This is a genomic window from Microbacterium sp. LRZ72, from assembly GCF_033792225.1.
Taxonomy (GTDB): domain Bacteria; phylum Actinomycetota; class Actinomycetes; order Actinomycetales; family Microbacteriaceae; genus Microbacterium.
In genome coordinates, this window is sequence record NZ_JANGEX010000005.1 from 98,334 (window position 1) to 116,879 (window position 18,546).

8 protein-coding genes are annotated in these 18,546 nt (G+C 71.2%); all 8 read right to left on the reverse strand.

Features of this window, described 5'->3' with window-relative positions:
- Window positions 1–35 precede the first annotated feature (35 nt).
- On the reverse strand, window positions 36–6,038 hold the full coding sequence (locus M4I32_RS07485) for an Ig-like domain-containing protein (RefSeq protein WP_319033859.1): 6,003 nt from the start codon (window positions 6,036–6,038) through the stop codon (window positions 36–38).
- Between the two features lie 32 nt (window positions 6,039–6,070).
- Entirely contained in the window at window positions 6,071–7,210 is a 1,140-nt protein-coding gene (locus M4I32_RS07490) for a serine/threonine-protein kinase (protein WP_319033860.1), read from the reverse strand.
- 184 nt (window positions 7,211–7,394) lie between these two features.
- The gene (locus tag M4I32_RS07495) at window positions 7,395–8,069 is read right to left on the reverse strand and encodes a spermidine/putrescine ABC transporter substrate-binding protein (protein ID WP_319033861.1); all 675 of its coding nucleotides are present in this window, start codon (window positions 8,067–8,069) and stop codon (window positions 7,395–7,397) included.
- Window positions 8,070–8,093: 24 nt separating this feature from the next.
- Window positions 8,094–8,567 (reverse strand): hypothetical protein, encoded by a 474-nt coding sequence (locus tag M4I32_RS07500; protein WP_319033862.1) that lies wholly within the window; start codon window positions 8,565–8,567, stop codon window positions 8,094–8,096.
- A gap of 20 nt (window positions 8,568–8,587) precedes the next feature.
- Window positions 8,588–9,613, reverse strand: a complete 1,026-nt coding sequence (locus M4I32_RS07505; protein WP_319033863.1) for an ABC transporter — start codon at window positions 9,611–9,613, stop codon at window positions 8,588–8,590.
- Window positions 9,614–9,715: 102 nt separating this feature from the next.
- Entirely contained in the window at window positions 9,716–10,405 is a 690-nt protein-coding gene (locus tag M4I32_RS07510) for a hypothetical protein (protein ID WP_319033864.1), read from the reverse strand.
- Window positions 10,406–10,928: 523 nt separating this feature from the next.
- Window positions 10,929–14,801, reverse strand: coding sequence for a DNA-directed RNA polymerase subunit beta' (locus M4I32_RS07515; RefSeq protein WP_319033865.1), 3,873 nt, complete (start codon window positions 14,799–14,801; stop codon window positions 10,929–10,931).
- A 76-nt stretch (window positions 14,802–14,877) separates the two neighbouring features.
- Window positions 14,878–18,372: a DNA-directed RNA polymerase subunit beta gene (gene rpoB / locus M4I32_RS07520; protein WP_319033866.1), complete on the reverse strand. Its 3,495-nt coding sequence runs from the start codon at window positions 18,370–18,372 to the stop codon at window positions 14,878–14,880.
- Between the last annotated feature and the right edge of the window lie 174 nt (window positions 18,373–18,546).

The following is an 18,546-nucleotide window of genomic DNA, read 5'->3' on the forward strand; positions in this document are numbered from 1 at the left end:
CGGGACGGGAGCGCACGGCACCCGGGCGGTGCGGCTCACGGGGCATCCTCCCCCGGCGGCTCCGGCTCGGGTTCGGGTTCCGGTTCCGGCTCGGGTTCCGGCTCGGGCTCCGGCGGCGGGGGCAGGTTCGGGTCGCACGCGCCGCCGAAGGTCGCGGCCGCGGCATCCAGCCCCCACCCCTGCGCCGCCCACGACACCCGCACGCCGATGCCCTCGACCGAGACCGCGCCCACCGGGACGGTGCGGGCGGCCGGGTCGAACGGGAGGACCGCCCCGCCGCCATCGCGGAAGACGGCGCCCGCGAAGCTGACGTCGATGCCGGCGAGGCCGCCCGTCGACTCGCCCTGCACGCCGATCGGAGAGCCGCCCACGCAGCTCTGCACCCGCCAGCTCGCCCGCACCTGGTAGGGCGCGCTGCCCGGCGCGGGCTGCACCGCCGCCCATGGCGTCGACGTGCCCCAGGACGTGTGCGTGTACCGCACGCGCAGGCCGGGGTCGCGGCCGAACACGCTCGAGGACGGTCCCCCCTGCACCTCGACGGTGTTGTTGCGCGGCGGCCGCTGCGCCGAGCTCGGATCATCCCGGATGACCCACGCGGCTCCCCCGCCCTCGACGCGCGGCTGCGAGTCGACGCGGAAGGTCCAGCCCTCGGGCGCGGCGCCGCTCTGCACCGCGCGCACGGACTCGGTCACCGTGACGACACCGAAGCCCGTTGAATCCGACCACGACTCGGCGCACGCCGTGAACCCGTACTCCTCGCCGTCGGGCAGGCCGGCGAACGAGACGACGCCGTCCGACTCGCCGGGGACGCACCGCTGCCCCGCACGGACGATCGCGTATCGCACGTCGGCGCCGGTGCCGCCGGGCTCTGCCGACGCCTCGGCGCGCACGGTCGACACGCCCCCGCCCGCGGCCGCGGACGACAGCGCGAGAGTGAGGTCGCGCGGCGCACCGATGCCGTGCGCCATGACCGTCACGGCCGCACCGGAGCCGGCACCGTCGAGACCCGGTGGCGGGTCGAACCGCGCAAACGGCGTCACCGTCACGGCTGTCGGCTCGTTCGCGCCGACGGCGAACCGCGCGAGCGTCGCCTCGCTCTGTTCGCGGGCGACGTCGATACGCGCGGTCTCGCCGGCCTCGCTGACGATCTCGAGATAGCCGGTGTCGGCGGCGTCGATGCCGCTCACCGTCAGCGCGACCACTCCGCCCTCGCCCGACGTCACAACCGGCTCCCAGGTCACCGTCGCCGGGGCGCGCGGCGGATCGTAGGCCCACCCACGCGTGCTGACCGCATCCGCCGACTCGCCCACGTCGTTCACCGCGCGCACCTCATAGGTACGCGGTTCGCCGTTGGGAGCGGCGATGGCAGGGCACGCGCCGTCCACGCCGCACTCCGCCACGACCTGTCCGCCCTGGCGCACCGTGAAGCCGGTGAGCGCGGGGTACGCGCGCCGCGCATCACCCGGGTCCACACGCAGGGTGAGCGAGCCGTCCGCATACGCCGTCTGGGCGACGGCGGCCGGGCCGCCGGGGAATCCCTGCAGATCGAGCAGCAACGAGCCATCGCGACCGGATGCCGTCACCCGGCCCTGCGCATCGACCAGGGTGAACGCCGCCCGGCACGTCGCCCCGGGCGCATCGTCGGCCCACGATGCGACGACCGACGCGGGGCCCCCCACCTCGAAGGACACCCCGGTGCAGGTGCCGGTGGCCCGCACCGACACGACCTCCAGGGGCGTGCGCGGCAGCGGATTGACCTCGCCGCCGCCGCCGACGACCTCGATCGTGCATGATGAACCCGCCGCCTGGGAGCACGACTGCGCGACCGTGCCACCCCGCGGCAGTGTCTCGGGCGCAGCCCCGACGCGGAGGATCACCCGCGCGGCCGGGACCCCCTCATGACTGCTCACGCCGACCCGCACGGCCTCCTGGGTGCCCGGCGTCGCGCGGTCCGCGCCCGTGATCGTCAGCCGGGTGCCCTCGCGCTCCACGTCGAAGGACGTGCCGGTGTGCTCGGTCTCGTAGGCAAGGGCCGACCAGTCCTCGCGCCCCTGCCAGCTCGTCAGGTCGGTCAGGTCGTAGGTCACGCTCTCACCGGGTGCGACGGTGAGGGAAGCGGTGCGCAGCACGGGCTGGGGGTCGAGCGGTTCGACCTCGACGGGTACCGACAGGTAGGTCCACTCGCCGCCGTCGCCGGCCAGGCGCACCGGCACCTGGCACGCGTCCGTCCACGGCGCGCCGTTTCCCGCGTCGTAGCGCAGCCGCGTTCCACCGTCGGCCACGCAGCTCGCCTCGGCGCGGGCGCCCGAGGTGGCGACCCCCTCGCCGATCTCGAGGGAGCGAGCCGAGGGGACCGCAACGAGCTCGGCCATGTCGAACCCGATGGAGCCTGCCTCGTCCACGCCCAGTGCGCTCACCCCACCCCGCAGTGCCAGCGTGAGGTCCTCCTCGCCCGGCACGCGCAGGAATCCATACGTCGCAACGGGGCCGTCGGGGCCCTCGCCCGCGAGCCGGAAGGGGATCAGCCTGCTCGTCGCGGTCAGTCCTCCCGCGATGCGGTCCCCCTCCACGCGCACGCCCTCGGGCTCGCCCCAGAGGCTCAGCTCGAGCTCGCCCACGTCGCCGGCGGCCCAGCGGACCTTGCCCGCGACGACATCCACACCGGCGGGAAAACGCTCGCGCGTCTCAGCCGTGAGCGTCGTGTCCGCGACGACGGGGTAGTTGGGCACCGCCTCACGCACCACCTTGACGATGATCAACCCGCGCCCTGTATTGCCGGTTTCGCTCTCGACGTCGTACAGGAACGTCATCGTCGTCGGCGCGGTGCCCGCGCCGATCACGACGGAGGAATCGTCGACGTCGCCGATCAGCGCCTGCTGCCGCACGAACTCCGGACTCGCGGTGCCGTCCTCGAGCGTCTCGGCGACGTCGGGCTGCACCGACACCAGCCGGAGCGTGCCCCGCGTGGGGTCGACGTCGTTGGCCAGCGGACTCACGCGCACGGAGCTCTCGGCGCCGACCTGCACCTGCACATAGTCGCTGAAGACCACCGGTCCCGGATCGGTCTCGTCATCGAGCACCCCGATCCGCACCGTCCCGACTCCCGTGTCGCCGAACCCGTCCACCACCCGATATCGGAACGACACCTGTCCCTCGAACCCGGCCACGCTGGAGTAGAAGATCGACCCGCCGTCGGCCGACAGCGTCGCGGACCCCGACGCGGGCTGCTCGATGATGCGGTCCAGGCGCACGGCATCGCCGTCGGGGTCCACGCCGAACCCGTCGAAGTCGATGGAGGTCGACTGCCCGCTCAGCACCCGGCCCTCGAGCGTCTCGGGCGACGGGGCACGGTTGGCGTCGTCGGCCATCACGCGCACGCGCACTCGCGCGCTGTCGGCGAGGGAGGGCGACCCGCCTCCGAAGACGCCGTACTCCACCGAGTACTCCCCCGGCTCGTCCGGGGCGAGATAGCGCAGCGCGGTGCCCGAGGCGAACGCGAGCGCGTCCGGCGAGCTCGAGCTCACGGCGGCGGGATCGAGCGTGAGCGGCGACGCCGAGGGCGCGACGTCGTTCTCGAGCACCGGGATGTCGACCTGCGCCCCACGCCGGACCACCACGGTGTCGTCCACGGCGATCGGGGCGAGCTCCGGTGCCGGCGGCAGCAGGTACACCGTCGCCTGGCCCCGCACGCGAGACCCCTCGTCCTCCGTGCCGTCGCTGACGGTGTACGAGACCACGCCGAGCGGCCCCGGCTCTCCGGATGCCGTCGTGCCCGACACGCGCAGAAGGTTCTGCCCCACGGCATCCACCTGCAGCTGCGCGCCGGGCTCCGCGGTCGTCTGCACGTCGGAGAGCAGCAGCACCCGCCGGGTGGGGTTGGACACCGCGGCCAGCACGTCCACCGTCGCGTCCTCGCGCGGATGCACGAACGCCACGACCGGCGCCGTGGCCAGCTGTGCGGACGCATCGTCCGGCAGCAGCGTGACCCGCGCGGTCGCGCTCGCCTCGGTGACGCCGTCGCCGACCGTATAGGCCACGCGATAGGTGCCCGCGCTCTCGGCGGTGAGGGTGAACTCCGTGCCGCCCGGCGCCGCGACCGCGCGTGCCGCAGCGTCGTCGAGCACCCGCACGGCGGTCAGCTCGACGGTTCCGGCCGTGGCCGTGACATGGGGGGCGACGTCGATGTCGACGCCGCCGCCGGGGGTGTCCACCACCGTGAACGACTCGGCCGTCACGACCGGGTCGGGAGCGACCCGCACCGTGAGCGTCTTGTGCGCGACCGATCCGCGCGTGTCCGACACCGCCACGTCGAGATCGACGGTGCGGGCGGTGCCGCTGCCGTCGTCGCTGTGCTGATACACGACCTCGCCCGCCGGAGTCGAGGCGACGACGCCCTCTCCCGAGGCGTTCGTCACGGACTGCAGCAGCAGCGGGTCTCCGTCGGGGTCCACCCAGCCGGCGAGCACCGGCACGGTCACGGTGCCGCCGGGCGCGACCTCGGGCCGCGGCCACTCGGCCAGACAGTCCGCGACGCCGCACCACTGCGGTGCGGCGTTGGAGCCGGCGGGCCGGGCCGTGAGCGCGATGCGCGCGGGCTCCGACACGAGACCGTCGGCGCTCGTGCCATCGGTCACGCGATAGGTCAGCGTCGCCGATCCCGTCGCACCGGGCGCGACGCGCACGGCCAGGCGCTGGCCACCATCGATGATGGTCACCTCGCCGAAACCGGGATCGAGACCCGACACCGATTCGGGCACGATGCTCAGCACATCCTCGTTGGGGTCGTGGTCGTTGAGCAGCACCGGCAGGGTCGCGAGGTCGCCTGCCCGCACGCCGAACGCGTCATCCACCGCCACCGGCGGCTTCGGGTCGAGCACCAGGGTCGCCTGCTCCCGCGCGTCCTCGGTGGCGGGATCGACCTGCTCCTCGAGCGTCCAGTCCTGACTCGTCGGCACGAGCGCGCCGTCGGGCAGCGTCCACACCCAGCCGGCGCGCGTCTCGTTCAGCGCCAGGGCGTCGCCGGTGCCGACGAAGACGGGTCGGCGCTCCTCGCCGAGCGACTCCCCGCCGTACTCGAGCGACGAGGGGCCCGCGGTCGACGACCAGAGCACCCCGCCCGCGTCCTGCGGCAGCCAGGCGGCGTAGGTGACCCCGCCCACGGTCACGGGCACGGCCGGAGCCCCGCGAACCTCGTCCCCGGTGCCCTCCTCGCGGATCGGGTCGGCCCCATCCACCGGCAGGCGCAGCAGCTGGGTCTCGTCCGCGACGAACACGGCGTCGCCGGTCGCCGCGGCCCGGCCGACGACCGGGCTGCCCTGCAGCGGCAGCGTGACCGGCGCGTCGCCGCCCCGGCGCCAGGCCCGCCCGGCCTCTGGATCGACGACGAACCACACCCCGGATGCGGCGGTGATCGCGGGGGCGCCCACATCCGCCTCGAGCTCGTCGCGACTGCGCAGGTCGGCCGCATCGATGTCGTAGCGGATCACGGCGGACTCCGCCCGCGAATAGGCGTAGAGCACGCCCGCCTCGTCGACGGCGATCGCCTCGGCGGTGAAGTCGGGGGCCTCGGTCGCCGGGTCGGAGAACGGGTCGATCTGCACCGCGGCATCCGCCAACCGCCCCGCCCAGACCGTTCCGGAATCGGTGCGGTAGGCGACGTACTCGCCCGCGGTCACGACATCGACGGTGCCCTCCGGGGTCGCCGGGGACTCCCGCAGCGCCTCGTCGTCGAGGTCCACCGGCTGCGCCTCGTCGATGCGGGTCACCCTGCCGAGGCTCTCGGTGAACAGGTAGCTGCCCGAGCCGCTCAGGGCCAGTTGGCTGGGATCGCGCACGCTGCGCACCGTGTCCAGCTCCCCGATCGCCGTGTTCACGCGCGCGTACCGCCGACCGTCCGCGGTCTGCAGCGCCCAGACCGACGCGTCCGAGGTCGGCGTCTGCTGCGCGTCGAGTCCGGGCCAGACGATGCTGACCCCCACGGCGACGCCGACCGCGGCGACGGCGGCGAGCACGGCGAGGAAGACGCGCCGACCGTGCACCGGCGTCCTCGCCCGCCCTCCGAACCGCGCGCTCACAGCGAGCCCGCGCCGATCATCGCGCCGATGACGCCCGCGAGGATGCCGACCCCGAGCACGACCGCCGCCCCCACCACCCACGGCCACAGGGCGCGACGCGGCTCGCGCGGCCCTGAGATCTCGTCGTCCTCGTCGCGCGCGAGCGCCGCGAGCCCCACCCGCGCGGGGGCTTTGCGCGTCGTCCGCTGCGGGATGCTGGTGCGCACCGGGCCCCGCAGCGCGGCGTCGGCGAAGTCCACCGCCGCGGCCTGCGGCATCCACTCGGACGCGGCGACCTCGACCGGTGTCGGCGGCTCCCCGAGTCGCACCTGCACCTGCTGCAGCGCCTCGGCGACCTCGAGCGCGCTGGCGGGCCGGCGTGAGGGGTCCCGGTGCATCGTCGCCGCGAGCACCTCCTGCAGGTCGTCGGGCGCATCGGCGCGCGCCAAGCGGGGCAGCGACGCCCTCGTGATGCGTCGGCGCAGGTGCTCTCGCGTGTTCTGGCCCCGCTCGGGGCGCTCGAACGGGCTGTGGCCGGCGAGCAGCGAATACACGGTGGCGCCGAGGGCCCATACCTCGCTCGAGATGTCGCCGGCCGTCGCCTCGGTGATCACCTCGGGGGCGCTCCACGGCACGCTCATCGCGAGCGGGTCGCCCGCGCGATCGCGCGCCAGCGACGACGAGATGCCGAAGTCCGCCAGCACCGGGGCGCCGAAGCTGGTGATCAGGATGTTGCTCGGCTTGATGTCGCGGTGGATGAGGCCGGCGCGATGCGCCGATTCCAGGGCCCCTGCCATCTTGACCCCGATCGCGAGCACCTCCGAGACCGGCATCCGCTCGAGGCGATACCGCTGGGCGAGCGAGCCGGGGCAGTACTCCATGACGATGTAGGGACGACCCTCGGCCGAGATGCCGGCTTGATAGACCGTGACGATCGACGGGTGGGCCGAGAGGTGCGCGAGCACGTCTGCCTCGGCATTGAACATGCGCATGAGGTCGGCGTCGTCCACATCGCTCGGCAGCACCTTGACCGCCACCAGGCGCCGCGGCATGTCCTGCTCGTAGAGGAAGACGTCGGCGAACCCGCCGGAGCCCAGGGGACGCACGTACGAGAATCCGGGCAGGATCGGAGGGTCGGATGGCAGGCGCTTCGCCATGTCGTTCCCCCCAGCGGCGCCGCCCCCGGCGCACATGACATGCCCTCGTGCGCCGTCCGGTCCCCTCCGAGCCGTCGCGTCCCCCGCCGGCGGCGGGGAGTGCAGTCATGGTAACAAAGGCGCCCGCTCCCGAGGCGGCCGGCGGCTGAACCGGTGGATGGACGGCCGACGGATGCCGCGGCGCTCAGCGGCCGGGTTCGATCCCACCCAGGCCGGGGTCGCGGGGATCGAAGGGAGCATCGAGCGAATCGGCCAGCTCCGCGAGCATCGCCGTCACCTGCGGCTCGACGTACTCGGCGATCGCGTCCTGGATGCGCAGGCGGTGGTGCAGCAGGATCGCGCACACCTCGCGCCCGATCAGATTGGCGTAGTCGTCGGCGAGGGCGACCTCGTGCCGCAGGGCCGCCTTCGCCTCGTCCGAGAGCGGCGGCAGGGCCGGCACATCGGCATCCACCTCCTGCGCGAGGCCCGAGATCGTGAACAGGAACGGGGCGCCGGGCGTGGGGTCCGGATCGAGCGGCATGCCCTCGAACTCGGGTTCGAGCCCCTCGGCGGGGCGGTAGCTGCGCGCGCGGTTTCGTGCCGCCTGCTGGTCGAGCTCGGTCTGCAGCAGGGGCAGGTTGCTCGCCGTATACGCCGCCACGGCGTGATCGACGATCGTCTTCACCCGCGTCGAGAGCCCGTGCTGCACGCCGTGCGGGACGTCCGCGCCCAGCCCCGCCGCCGAGAGCACCGGGGAGCCGAAGCAGCGCCGGCAGGGCGCCACGCGCCCACGATGCGTCGAGGGCTCCCACCGCGGGAGCCAGCGCAGCCAGGCGTCGACAGCCTGACTCACCTGCGTTTCGAGCGAGCGCTCCACCGTTCTACCGTAGCCCGCGCATCGTCACTCGTCCTTCTCCCACGGCCATCGCGCGACTCCCGGATCCGACCGCGCGGCCACCGCCGCGCCTGCACCTGCCACGACCCCTACTGCGACGATCACGAGGCCGACCCACGAGAGGACGACCGCCACGGCGATCGTCGCGGCGCGGAAGGCGTCGACCCCGGCGACCACGGCTCCCGCCGCGACACCGAGTCCATAGCCACCGGCGGCCGCGGCGCCCGCCGCGAAGGCGGAGCCGACGCCGGCCCAGCCGTGCCGCAGTGCGGACGCGGTGACGGTCGCGAACGCGCCGAGGCAGAGGATCGTTCCGGCGACGCCGGGGACCTGCGAGAGCCCCTCTTCGGCGATCACGGGCTCACCCGTGGCGAGCGAGGTCATGCCCAGCCCGAAGACGAACAGGGCGAAGAAGGCGGCCGACGCGAAGGCGAGGATCGTCCAGGACCGGCGGCGGTCGTCGGCATCCTGCCCGCTCACCGCCGCCGCCCCTTCTCTGGCTAGTGCCGGACGAGCTGGGGCCCGGCCTCGAGCGTGCGCTCGTACTCGCGCTGCGCCTCGTCGTTGATCTCGCGGATGCGACGCCCGCGTGCCGAGATCCACGCGCCGAACCAGATGGTGAGCTCGCGTCCGATGACGAAGGCGACGAACGCGAGCGGGGCGACCAGCTGCGCTTCGACGAGCTCGGCGCCCTGCGTGCGGGTGAGCTGCCAGAACGGCGCCTGGAACAGCTGGCCGACGAGGTGGGCGCCGTAGGCGACCACGCCGACCAACAGGCCCCAGATGACCCAGTGGCCCCACCGGCCGAGGTTGATGATCGCGCCCAGCAGCCAGAACCCGAGGAAGAACAGGATCGTCGTCACCCAGAGCCACCAGGACTGCAGTCCCGACAGGGCGCCCTCGGCGAGCGTGTCGATGGTGTACGTGCGGTCGAGCAGCCCGATCACGAGCGCCGCGGCCAGGTACAGCACGGCGAAGGAGAGGGCGGCCAGCAGCCCGATCAGGCCGGCGGCCGCGCGGTTTCCCCGCGGACGCGGCGGCTCGGGCGCCTGCACGAAGATGTGCTGCGGGCCACCGGCAGCCGATTCGTCGGCGGCGGCGATTCCGCTGGTGGTGCCGGCAGCGGCACCGGTGTAGGCGGGCTCCGCCGACGCGGGCGGCAGGGTGTAGGTCGTCGCGGAGGGCGAAGGCGCCTCGGCCTGGGCGGCCGGCGAACGCGAGGTCTCGTGCGCGGCGGGAGCCTCATAGGCGGCAGGAGCCGCGCCGGCGGCGGTGGCCGCCTCCGTCTCGGGAGCATCGGCGGACGCCGCGGCGGTGGCGGGCGGCTCGTACGCCGCACCGCGGGTGTCGGCGGGGGTGGTGGAGTCGGCGGGATCCGCGTACGGCCGCGAGGCTTCCCCCTCGGTCGAGATGTCGCGCTGCGCGGCTTCGGCGTCGGCGAGGCCTTCGTTCGCCCGCACCACGACGTCGTCCACCGGCTGCGGCTCGTCGACGGGTTCGCCGGGTGCCTTGTCGGGGTCGCTCATCTGGGTGCACTCCTCACGCGGGGCCGGTCCCCGCGTGGCCAGGCTACCGTCCCGGTGCGCGCGCACGCGTGAGGCTGGCGCGCGTCGTGTCGCGATCTCGTATCAGGGCCAGACGTGGGCGACGAGCATGTCCTGCGGCACTGGCGGGCTCGGCAGCGTGCGCACGACGGCGAGCCAGAGTCCGCCGCGGATGACATGCAGCTCCGCATTCTCGCCGTCCTCGCCGTCTCGGCCCTGTCGCTCGCAGGCGAGGGCATCGGCGCGCTCGGAACAGTCGTAGTCGGCGGCCGTGAGCACCCGCTCGGCCGTCGCCGCCGCATCGTCGGCGACCTCGGCGAGCGTCACGACGGCCTCCCCGTCCTCGCCCCGCCAGGTGCAGCCCACGTTCATCTGCGCACCCATCGCCTCGGGCAGGCCCGCGAAATCGGCGGGCGGAAAGCGCACCGACTCGTCGAGGCTGACGCGACCGGGTTCCGAGAGCTGCGCCCAGACCTCGGCCGAGAACAGCTCGGCGCAGGATGCCGGGACCTCGGGGGGTTCGGCTGGTTCGGGTGTGGGGGCGGACGGCGTGTCTGCGGGCGTCGTCCCGGTGCCGCCGGCCGGTTCGGGATCTTCGGCGGGCTCGGCTTCCGGCGCGCCCTGTTGCGTCACGTGTTGGATGGTCTGCTGCGCCCAGCCCGCCACGACCGGCGTCATCGGCAGCGCCAGCCAGACCAGTCCCGCGACGACGGCGAGGCTCGCGACGCCCACGAGCCAGGCGTACGCGGCCTGCCGGCCTGCGATGCGCGCCACCGGTCCACCTCCCGTGTCCCCCGGTCATCCGCTCCCAGGCTAGGCCGGGTGGCCCGCCCGACCTCGGAGGCCCGCCGGGGCTTGCGACCCGGGGCTCGCGGCCCGGGTCTCGCGGCCCGGGGCTCGCGGCCCGGGGCTCGCGGCCCGGGGCTCGCGGCCCAGGGGTTGTGGCGGCACTCTCCGGCGGCGGCTGCAGCAATCGCTGGCGCCGCGGCCGAAAACTGCCGCCGCAGTGGACGCTCGACCCCGACCACCCGCGGCCCCGGGACTTGTGGCGGCACCTTCCGGCGGCGGCTGCAGCAATCGCTGGCGCCGCGGCAGGAAAGTGCCGCCGCAGTGAACGCTCGACCCCGACCACCCGCCGCCCCGGGACTTGCGGCGGCACCTTCCGGCGGCGACTGCAGCAATCGCTGGCGCCGCGGCCGAAAACTGCCGCCGCGGCGCACCGCCCGACAGCGCGACACGCCGGCGCAACGACAAGGGGCCCCGCCGTGTGGCGAGGCCCCTCGTTGTCGCGGTGCGATCAGTTGTACGTGCCGGGCGTGAAGTCGTCCGTCGAGAAGCTGTCGAAGTCGACGAACCCGAGATCGGCCTCGGAATAGACGCCGTCCGATGCGAACACCCGGTTGGGGTACCGCTCGCTCTTGGCCTCGTCCGTCGCCTCCACGGTGACGTTGCGATACTTCGACAGGCCCGTGCCGGCCGGGATCAGCTTTCCGATGATCACGTTCTCCTTCAGGCCGACCAGCGGGTCGGTCTTGCCCTGCATCGCCGCCTCGGTGAGCACGCGCGTCGTCTCCTGGAACGACGCGGCCGACAGCCACGATTCGGTCGCAAGCGACGCCTTCGTGATACCCATCAGCTCGGGACGACCGGAGGCCGGGCGCTTGCCCTCGGCGACCGCCTGGCGGTTGATGTCGATGAACCGACGCGAGTCGACCATCTCACCGGGCAGCAGGGTCGTGTCGGCGTGATCGACGACCGTGACCTTGCGCAGCATCTGGCGCACGATGACCTCGATGTGCTTGTCGTGGATCGGCACACCCTGCGAGCGGTACACGCCCTGCACGCCGCCGACGAGGAACTTCTGCACCTCGCGGGCACCCTGCACACGCATGATGTCCTTCGGGTCGAGCGTGCCGACCTGCAGCGGGTCGCCGACCTCGACGTGCTGGCCGTCCTCGACCAGCAGCGTCGCGCGCTTGAGCACCGGGTACACCTTGGGCTCGTCGCCGTCGTCGGGCGTGATGATCACCTTGCGGGTCTTCTCGGTCTCGTCGATCGTGACGCGTCCGGCCGACTCCGCAATGGGCGATCCGCCCTTGGGGGTGCGCGCCTCGAAGAGCTCCTGCACGCGGGGCAGACCCTGCGTGATGTCCTCGGCCGAGGCGGAACCACCCGTGTGGAACGTACGCATCGTCAGCTGGGTGCCGGGCTCGCCGATCGACTGGGCCGCGATGATGCCCACGGCCTCACCGATGTCGACGAGCTTTCCGGTCGCGAGCGAGCGACCGTAGCACTTGGCGCAGACGCCGACGGCCGAGTCGCAGGTGAGCACCGAGCGCACCTTGATCGATTCCACGCCCGTCTGGAACAGGCGCTCGATCAGCACGTCTCCGACATCCTCACCGGCGGCGGCGAGCACGTCGCCGTTCTCGCCCACGACGTCCGAGGACAGCGTGCGCGCGAACACCGAGTTCTCGACGTTCTTGTCCTTGACCAGCTCGCCGTCGGCACCGGGGGCCGCGATGACGTACTCCAGGCCCTTGCTGGTGCCGCAGTCCTCTTCGCGGATGATGACATCCTGCGAGACGTCCACGAGACGACGCGTCAGGTACCCCGAGTCGGCGGTACGCAGAGCGGTGTCGGCCAGGCCCTTTCGCGTTCCGTGCGTGGCGATGAAGTACTCGGCCACACTCAGCCCCTCGCGGTACGAGGAGATGATCGGACGCGGGATGATGTCGCCCTTCGGGTTGTTCACCAGGCCTCGCATGCCCGCGATGTTGCGGATCTGCAGCCAGTTACCACGTGCCCCCGACGAGACCATGCGGTTGATGGTGTTGTCCTCGGGAAAGTTCGCGCGCATCGCGACCTGCACCTCTTCGGTCGCCTTGGTCCAGATGTCGATGAGCTCCTTACGACGCGCTCCGTCGTCGATGAAGCCCATGTCGAAGTCGTCCTGGACCTTCTTGGCGTCGGCCTCGTAGCGTCCGACGATCTCTGCCTTGTTCGGCGGCGTGAGCACGTCCGACAGCGCGACCGTGACGCCCGAGCGGGTCGCCCAGTAGAAGCCGGCGTCCTTGATCCGGTCCAGCGTCGCGGCGACGTCGGCCGGGAACTCCTCGGCCAGCTTGTTCACGATCTGCGAGAGCTTGGTCTTGTCGGCCTGCTCGCGCACGAACGGGTAGCCCTTCGGCAGGGCGTCGTTGAAGATCGCCTGGCCGAGCGACGCGTCCACGAGCCCGTGGTTCTCGTAGCCCTCGGGCGCTTCGCCCTCGAGGAACGTCAGGCCGCGTACGCGGATGCGCACCTTGGCCTGCATGTCGAGCGTTCCCTCGTCGCGCGCCATGATCGCCTCGGACACCGAGCCGAACACGCGGCCCTCGCCGGCGCCGCCGACCTTGAGGGTCGTCAGGTGGTGCAGCCCGATGATCATGTCCTGCGAGGGCAGGGTCACCGGACGACCGTCCGACGGCTTCAGGATGTTGTTCGACGCGAGCATCAGCAGGCGGGCCTCGGCCTGCGCCTCCACCGAGAGGGGGAGGTGCACGGCCATCTGGTCACCGTCGAAGTCGGCGTTGAACGCCGCACAGACGAGCGGGTGCAGCTGGATCGCCTTGCCCTCGACCAGCTGCGGCTCGAATGCCTGGATGCCGAGGCGGTGCAGCGTGGGCGCACGGTTGAGCAGCACGGGGCGCTCGCGGATGATCTCCTCGAGCACGTCCCAGACCTCGGGGCGCGTGCGCTCGACGGCGCGCTTGGCCGACTTGATGTTCTGCGAGTGACCCAGATCGATCAGGCGCTTGATCACGAACGGCTTGAACAGCTCGAGCGCCATCTGCTTGGGCAGACCGCACTGGTGCAGCTGCAGCTGCGGGCCGACGACGATGACCGAACGACCCGAGTAGTCCACGCGCTTGCCGAGCAGGTTCTGACGGAACCGGCCCTGCTTGCCCTTGAGCATGTCGGAGAGCGACTTGAGGGCGCGGTTTCCGGTGCCCGTCACGGGGCGACCGCGGCGGCCGTTGTCGAACAGTGCGTCGACGGCCTCCTGCAGCATCCGCTTCTCGTTGTTGACGATGATCTCGGGGGCACCGAGGTCGATCAGGCGACGCAGGCGGTTGTTGCGGTTGATCACGCGACGGTAGAGGTCGTTGAGATCGGATGTCGCGAAGCGGCCACCATCGAGCTGCACCATGGGGCGCAGCTCCGGCGGGATCACCGGGACGACGTCGAGCACCATGGATGCCGGCGAGGCGCCGGTGGTCAGGAACGAGTTGACGACCTTGAGCCGCTTGATCGCGCGGATCTTGCGCTGGCCCTTGCCCTCGGAGATCTGCCGGTGCAGGTCCTCGGCCTCGGCGCTCAGGTCGAACGACTCGAGGCGCTTCTGGATCGACTCGGCGCCCATGTGCGCCTCGAAGTAGAGGCTGTAGCGGTCCTGCAGCTCCTGGAAGACGTCGTCCTCCGGCTTGAGGTCGCCCACCTTGAGGTTGCGGAAGTCCTCCCAGACCCGCTCGAGGCGGGAGATCTGCTCGTCGAAGCCCTTGCGGATCTGCCCCATCTCCTTCTCGGCGGCGTCCTTGGTCTTCTTCTTCTGGTCGGCCTTGGCCCCCTCGGCCTCGAGGGCCGCGAGGTCGTCCTCGAGGGTGTGCAGACGCGTCGCGATGCGGGAATCGCGCTGGTCGTTCAGCGTCTTCAGCTCGAGGCGCAGCTCGTTCTCGAGCTGGGGCATGTCGGCGTGACGAGCGTCGTCGTCGACCGAGATGACCATGTAGGCGGCGAAGTAGATGACCTTCTCGAGGTCCTTCGGCGCCATGTCGAGCAGGTACCCGAGGCGCGAGGGCACGCCCTTGAAGTACCAGATGTGCGTGACGGGCGCGGCGAGCTCGATGTGGCCCATGCGCTCACGGCGCACGGAGGACTTGGTGACCTCCACGCCGCAGCGCTCGCAGACGATGCCCTTGAAGCGCACGCGCTTGTACTTGCCGCACGCGCACTCCCAGTCGCGGCTCGGTCCGAAGATCTGCTCTCCGAACAGGCCGTCCTTCTCGGGCTTGAGGGTGCGGTAGTTGATGGTCTCGGGCTTCTTGACCTCGCCGTAGGACCAACGGCGGATGTGGTCGGCGGTGGCCAGGCCGATGCGAAGCTCATCGAAAGTTGTTGCGTCGAGCACGAATTCTCCTGTGCGTGAGGTAAAACCGGTGATGTTGTGGGGCGGCGGAGCCGCCGCAGTGATATCGCGCCTGGTGCTAGATCTCGTCGATCGACGAGGACTCGAACCGGCTGGAGATATTGATGCCGAGCTCTTCCGCCGCGCGGAAGGCGTCGTCATCCGTGTCGCGCAGGTTGACCGCCTGGCCGTCCGCCGAGAGCACCTCGACGTTCAGGCAGAGGGACTGCATCTCCTTGATGAGCACCTTGAAGGACTCGGGGATGCCGGGCTCCTGGATGTTCTCGCCCTTGACGATCGCCTCGTACACCTTGACGCGGCCGAGGATGTCGTCGGACTTGATCGTGAGGAGCTCCTGCAGCGCGTAAGCGGCGCCATAGGCCTCGAGGGCCCAGACCTCCATCTCACCGAACCGCTGACCGCCGAACTGCGCCTTACCACCCAGCGGCTGCTGCGTGATCATCGAGTACGGACCCGTCGAACGCGCGTGGATCTTGTCGTCGACGAGGTGGTGCAGCTTCAGGATGTACATGTATCCCACCGCGACGGGCTCCGGGAAGGGGTCTCCGGAGCGGCCGTCGAACAGCCGGGTCTTGCCCGTGCCGTCGATGAGTCGCTCGCCGTCGTGCGTGGGGATCGTCGAGTCGAGCAGACCGCGGATCTCCTCCTCGCGGGCGCCGTCGAACACCGGCGTCGCCACCTTGGTGCCCGGCTCCGCCTCGCGGGCGATCTCCGGCAGGGTCGATGCCCATTCCGGCTCGCCCTCGACCTTCCAGCCCTGCTTGGCGATCCACCCGAGGTGGGTCTCGAGCACCTGGCCGAAGTTCATGCGTCCGGGGATGCCGAGGGGGTTGAGCACCACGTCGACGGGCGTGCCGTCGGCGAGGAACGGCATGTCCTCCACCGGCAGGATCTTCGCGATGACGCCCTTGTTGCCGTGGCGTCCGGCGAGCTTGTCGCCCTCGGTGATCTTGCGCTTCTGGGCGATGTAGACGACCACGCGGCGGTTGACGCCCGAGCCGAGCTCGTCGTCGCCGTCCTCGGCGTTGAACTCCTTGACGGCGATGATCGTGCCCTGCTCACCGTGGGGGACCTTCAGCGACGTGTCGCGCACCTCGCGGCTCTTCTCGTTGAAGATCGCGCGCAGCAGGCGCTCCTCGGCGCTCAGCTCGGTCTCGCCCTTGGGCGTGACCTTGCCGACCAGGATGTCGCCGGGTCGCACCTCGGCGCCGATGCGGACGATGCCGCGCTCGTCGAGGTCCTTGAGCAGGTCGGGGCTGACGTTGGGGAGATCGCGGGTGATCTCCTCCTTGCCGAGCTTGGTGTCGCGCGAGTCGACCTCGTACTCCTCGATGTGGATCGACGAGAGCGTGTCGTCCTTCACCAGGTCCTGGTTGAGGATGATCGCGTCCTCGAAGTTGTGACCCTCCCACGGCATGAACGCCACGAGCAGGTTCTTCCCGAGGGCGAGCTCGCCGTTCTCGGTGGCGGGGCCGTCGGCGAGGACCTCGCCGATCTCGACCCGATCGCCCGCCGAGACGACGACGCGCTGGTTGTAGCTCGTGCCCTGGTTGGAGCGGTCGAACTTGCGCAGGTAGTAGTCCTGGGTGCCGCCCTCGTCGAGCTGCACCGTGACGACATCCGCCGACACCTCGGAGACCACGCCGGGCTTCTCCGCCGTGATCACGTCACCGGCGTCGACGGCCGCGTAGCCCTCCATGCCCGTGCCGACGAACGGCGAGTCGCTGCGCAGCAGCGGCACCGCCTGACGCTGCATGTTGGCGCCCATGAGCGCGCGCTGCGCGTCGTCGTGCTCGAGGAACGGCACGAGCGAGGTCGCAACCGACACCATCTGGCGCGGCGAGACGTCCATGTACCCGATCTCCTCGGGGTGGAACAGGTCGACCTCCCCGCCCTTGCCGCGGCGGGCGAGCACGCGCTCCTCGACGAAGTTGCCGTCGGACTTGAGCGGGGCGTTGGCCTGGGCGACGACGAAGTCGTTCTCCTCGCTCGCGGTGAGGTAGTCGATGTCGTCGGTGACGCGGCCGTCGATGACGCGGCGGTACGGCGTCTCGATGAAGCCGAACGCGTTGATCCGCGCGAACGAGGCGAGCGAGCCGATCAGGCCGATGTTCGGGCCTTCCGGCGTCTCGATCGGGCACATGCGGCCGTAGTGCGAGGGGTGCACGTCACGGACCTCGACGCCGGCGCGCTCACGCGAGAGACCACCGGGACCCAGTGCCGACAGACGGCGCTTGTGGGTCAGGCCCGCGAGCGGGTTGTTCTGATCCATGAACTGCGACAGCTGGCTCGTGCCGAAGAACTCCTTGATCGCGGCCACGACCGGGCGCACGTTGATCAGGGTCTGCGGCGTGATCGCCTCGATGTCCTGCGTGGTCATGCGCTCGCGGACGACGCGCTCCATGCGCGACAGGCCGGTGCGCACCTGGTTCTGGATCAGCTCGCCGACGGCGCGGATGCGGCGGTTGCCGAAGTTGTCGATGTCGTCGATGTCCATGCGGATCTCGGCCTGCTTGCCGCCGCGCAGCCCCTCGAAGGTCTCGTCACCGCGGTGCAGGCGAACGAGGTACTTGATCGTGGCGACGATGTCGTCGACGCTGAGGACCGAGTCGGTCAGCGGCTGGTCGAGCCCCAGCTTCTGGTTGATCTTGTAGCGACCGACCTTCGCGAGGTCGTAGCGCTTGTGGTTGAAGTAGAAGTTGTCGAGCAGCGCGCGCGCGGCCTCGGCGGCCACCTGCTCGCCCGGACGCAGCTTGCGGTAGATGTCGCGGAGCGCGTCTTCCTTGGTGAGGATCGTGTCCTTCGACAGCGTCTCTTCGATCGAGTCGAAGCCGGCGAACTCGTTCAGGATGTCCTCGCTCGACAGGCCGAGGGCCTTGAGGAACACCGTGACCGACTGCTTGCGCTTGCGGTCGATGCGCACGCCGACCTGGTCGCGCTTGTCGACCTCGAACTCGAGCCAGGCGCCGCGGCTCGGGATGATGCGGGCCGAGACGATGTCCTTGTCGGACGTCTTGTCGGGCGTCTTGTCGAAGTAGACGCCGGGCGAGCGCACCAGCTGCGAGACGACGACGCGCTCGGTGCCGTTGATGATGAACGTGCCCTTGCCGGTCTGGAGCGGGAAGTCGCCCATGAAGACCGTCTGCGTCTTGATCTCACCGGTCTGGTGGTTCATGAACTCGGCCTCGACGTACAGCGGCGCGGCGTAGGTCTTGCCGCGCTCCTTGCACTCGTCGATCGAGTACTTCTCGGGCTCGAGGTAGGGGTTGGTGAACGACAGCTGCATCGTCTCGGAGAGGTCCTCGATGGGGGAGATCTCCTCGAAGATCTCCTCCAGACCGCTCTGCAGCGCGATGTCCGTGCGACCGGCGGCCTGCGCCTCGGCCAGGCGTTCCCGCCAGGCCTCGTTGCCGACCAGCCAGTCGAACGACTCGGTCTGCAACGCCAGCAGGTCGGGGACCGTCAGCGTGTCGGAGATCTTGGCGAACGACAGACGCGATGCGGCGCGGCCGTTCTTGGGGGTGGTGGTGGATGCGTTGCGCGCAGCAGCCAAGGGGATAACCTCCACGGGCCCGATCAGGGCCTCTAGATTCCTTGTCGTGAGATGGAATGCTCGTCTTCCCCGAATCCCTCTCGCCGCACGCCGCTTTCGCGGGGGGCGCGGGGGAACAGCCGACCACCATATGAAGGCAGGGGGAACCTAGGAGCGCAAACATCCACTATATGC

Coding starts and splice junctions, on each gene's coding strand:
- M4I32_RS07490 (WP_319033860.1), bottom strand. CDS start 7,210: ATGGCGAAGCGCCTGCCATCCGACCCTCCGATCCTGCCCGGATTCTCG.
- M4I32_RS07505 (WP_319033863.1), bottom strand. CDS start 9,613: ATGAGCGACCCCGACAAGGCACCCGGCGAACCCGTCGACGAGCCGCAG.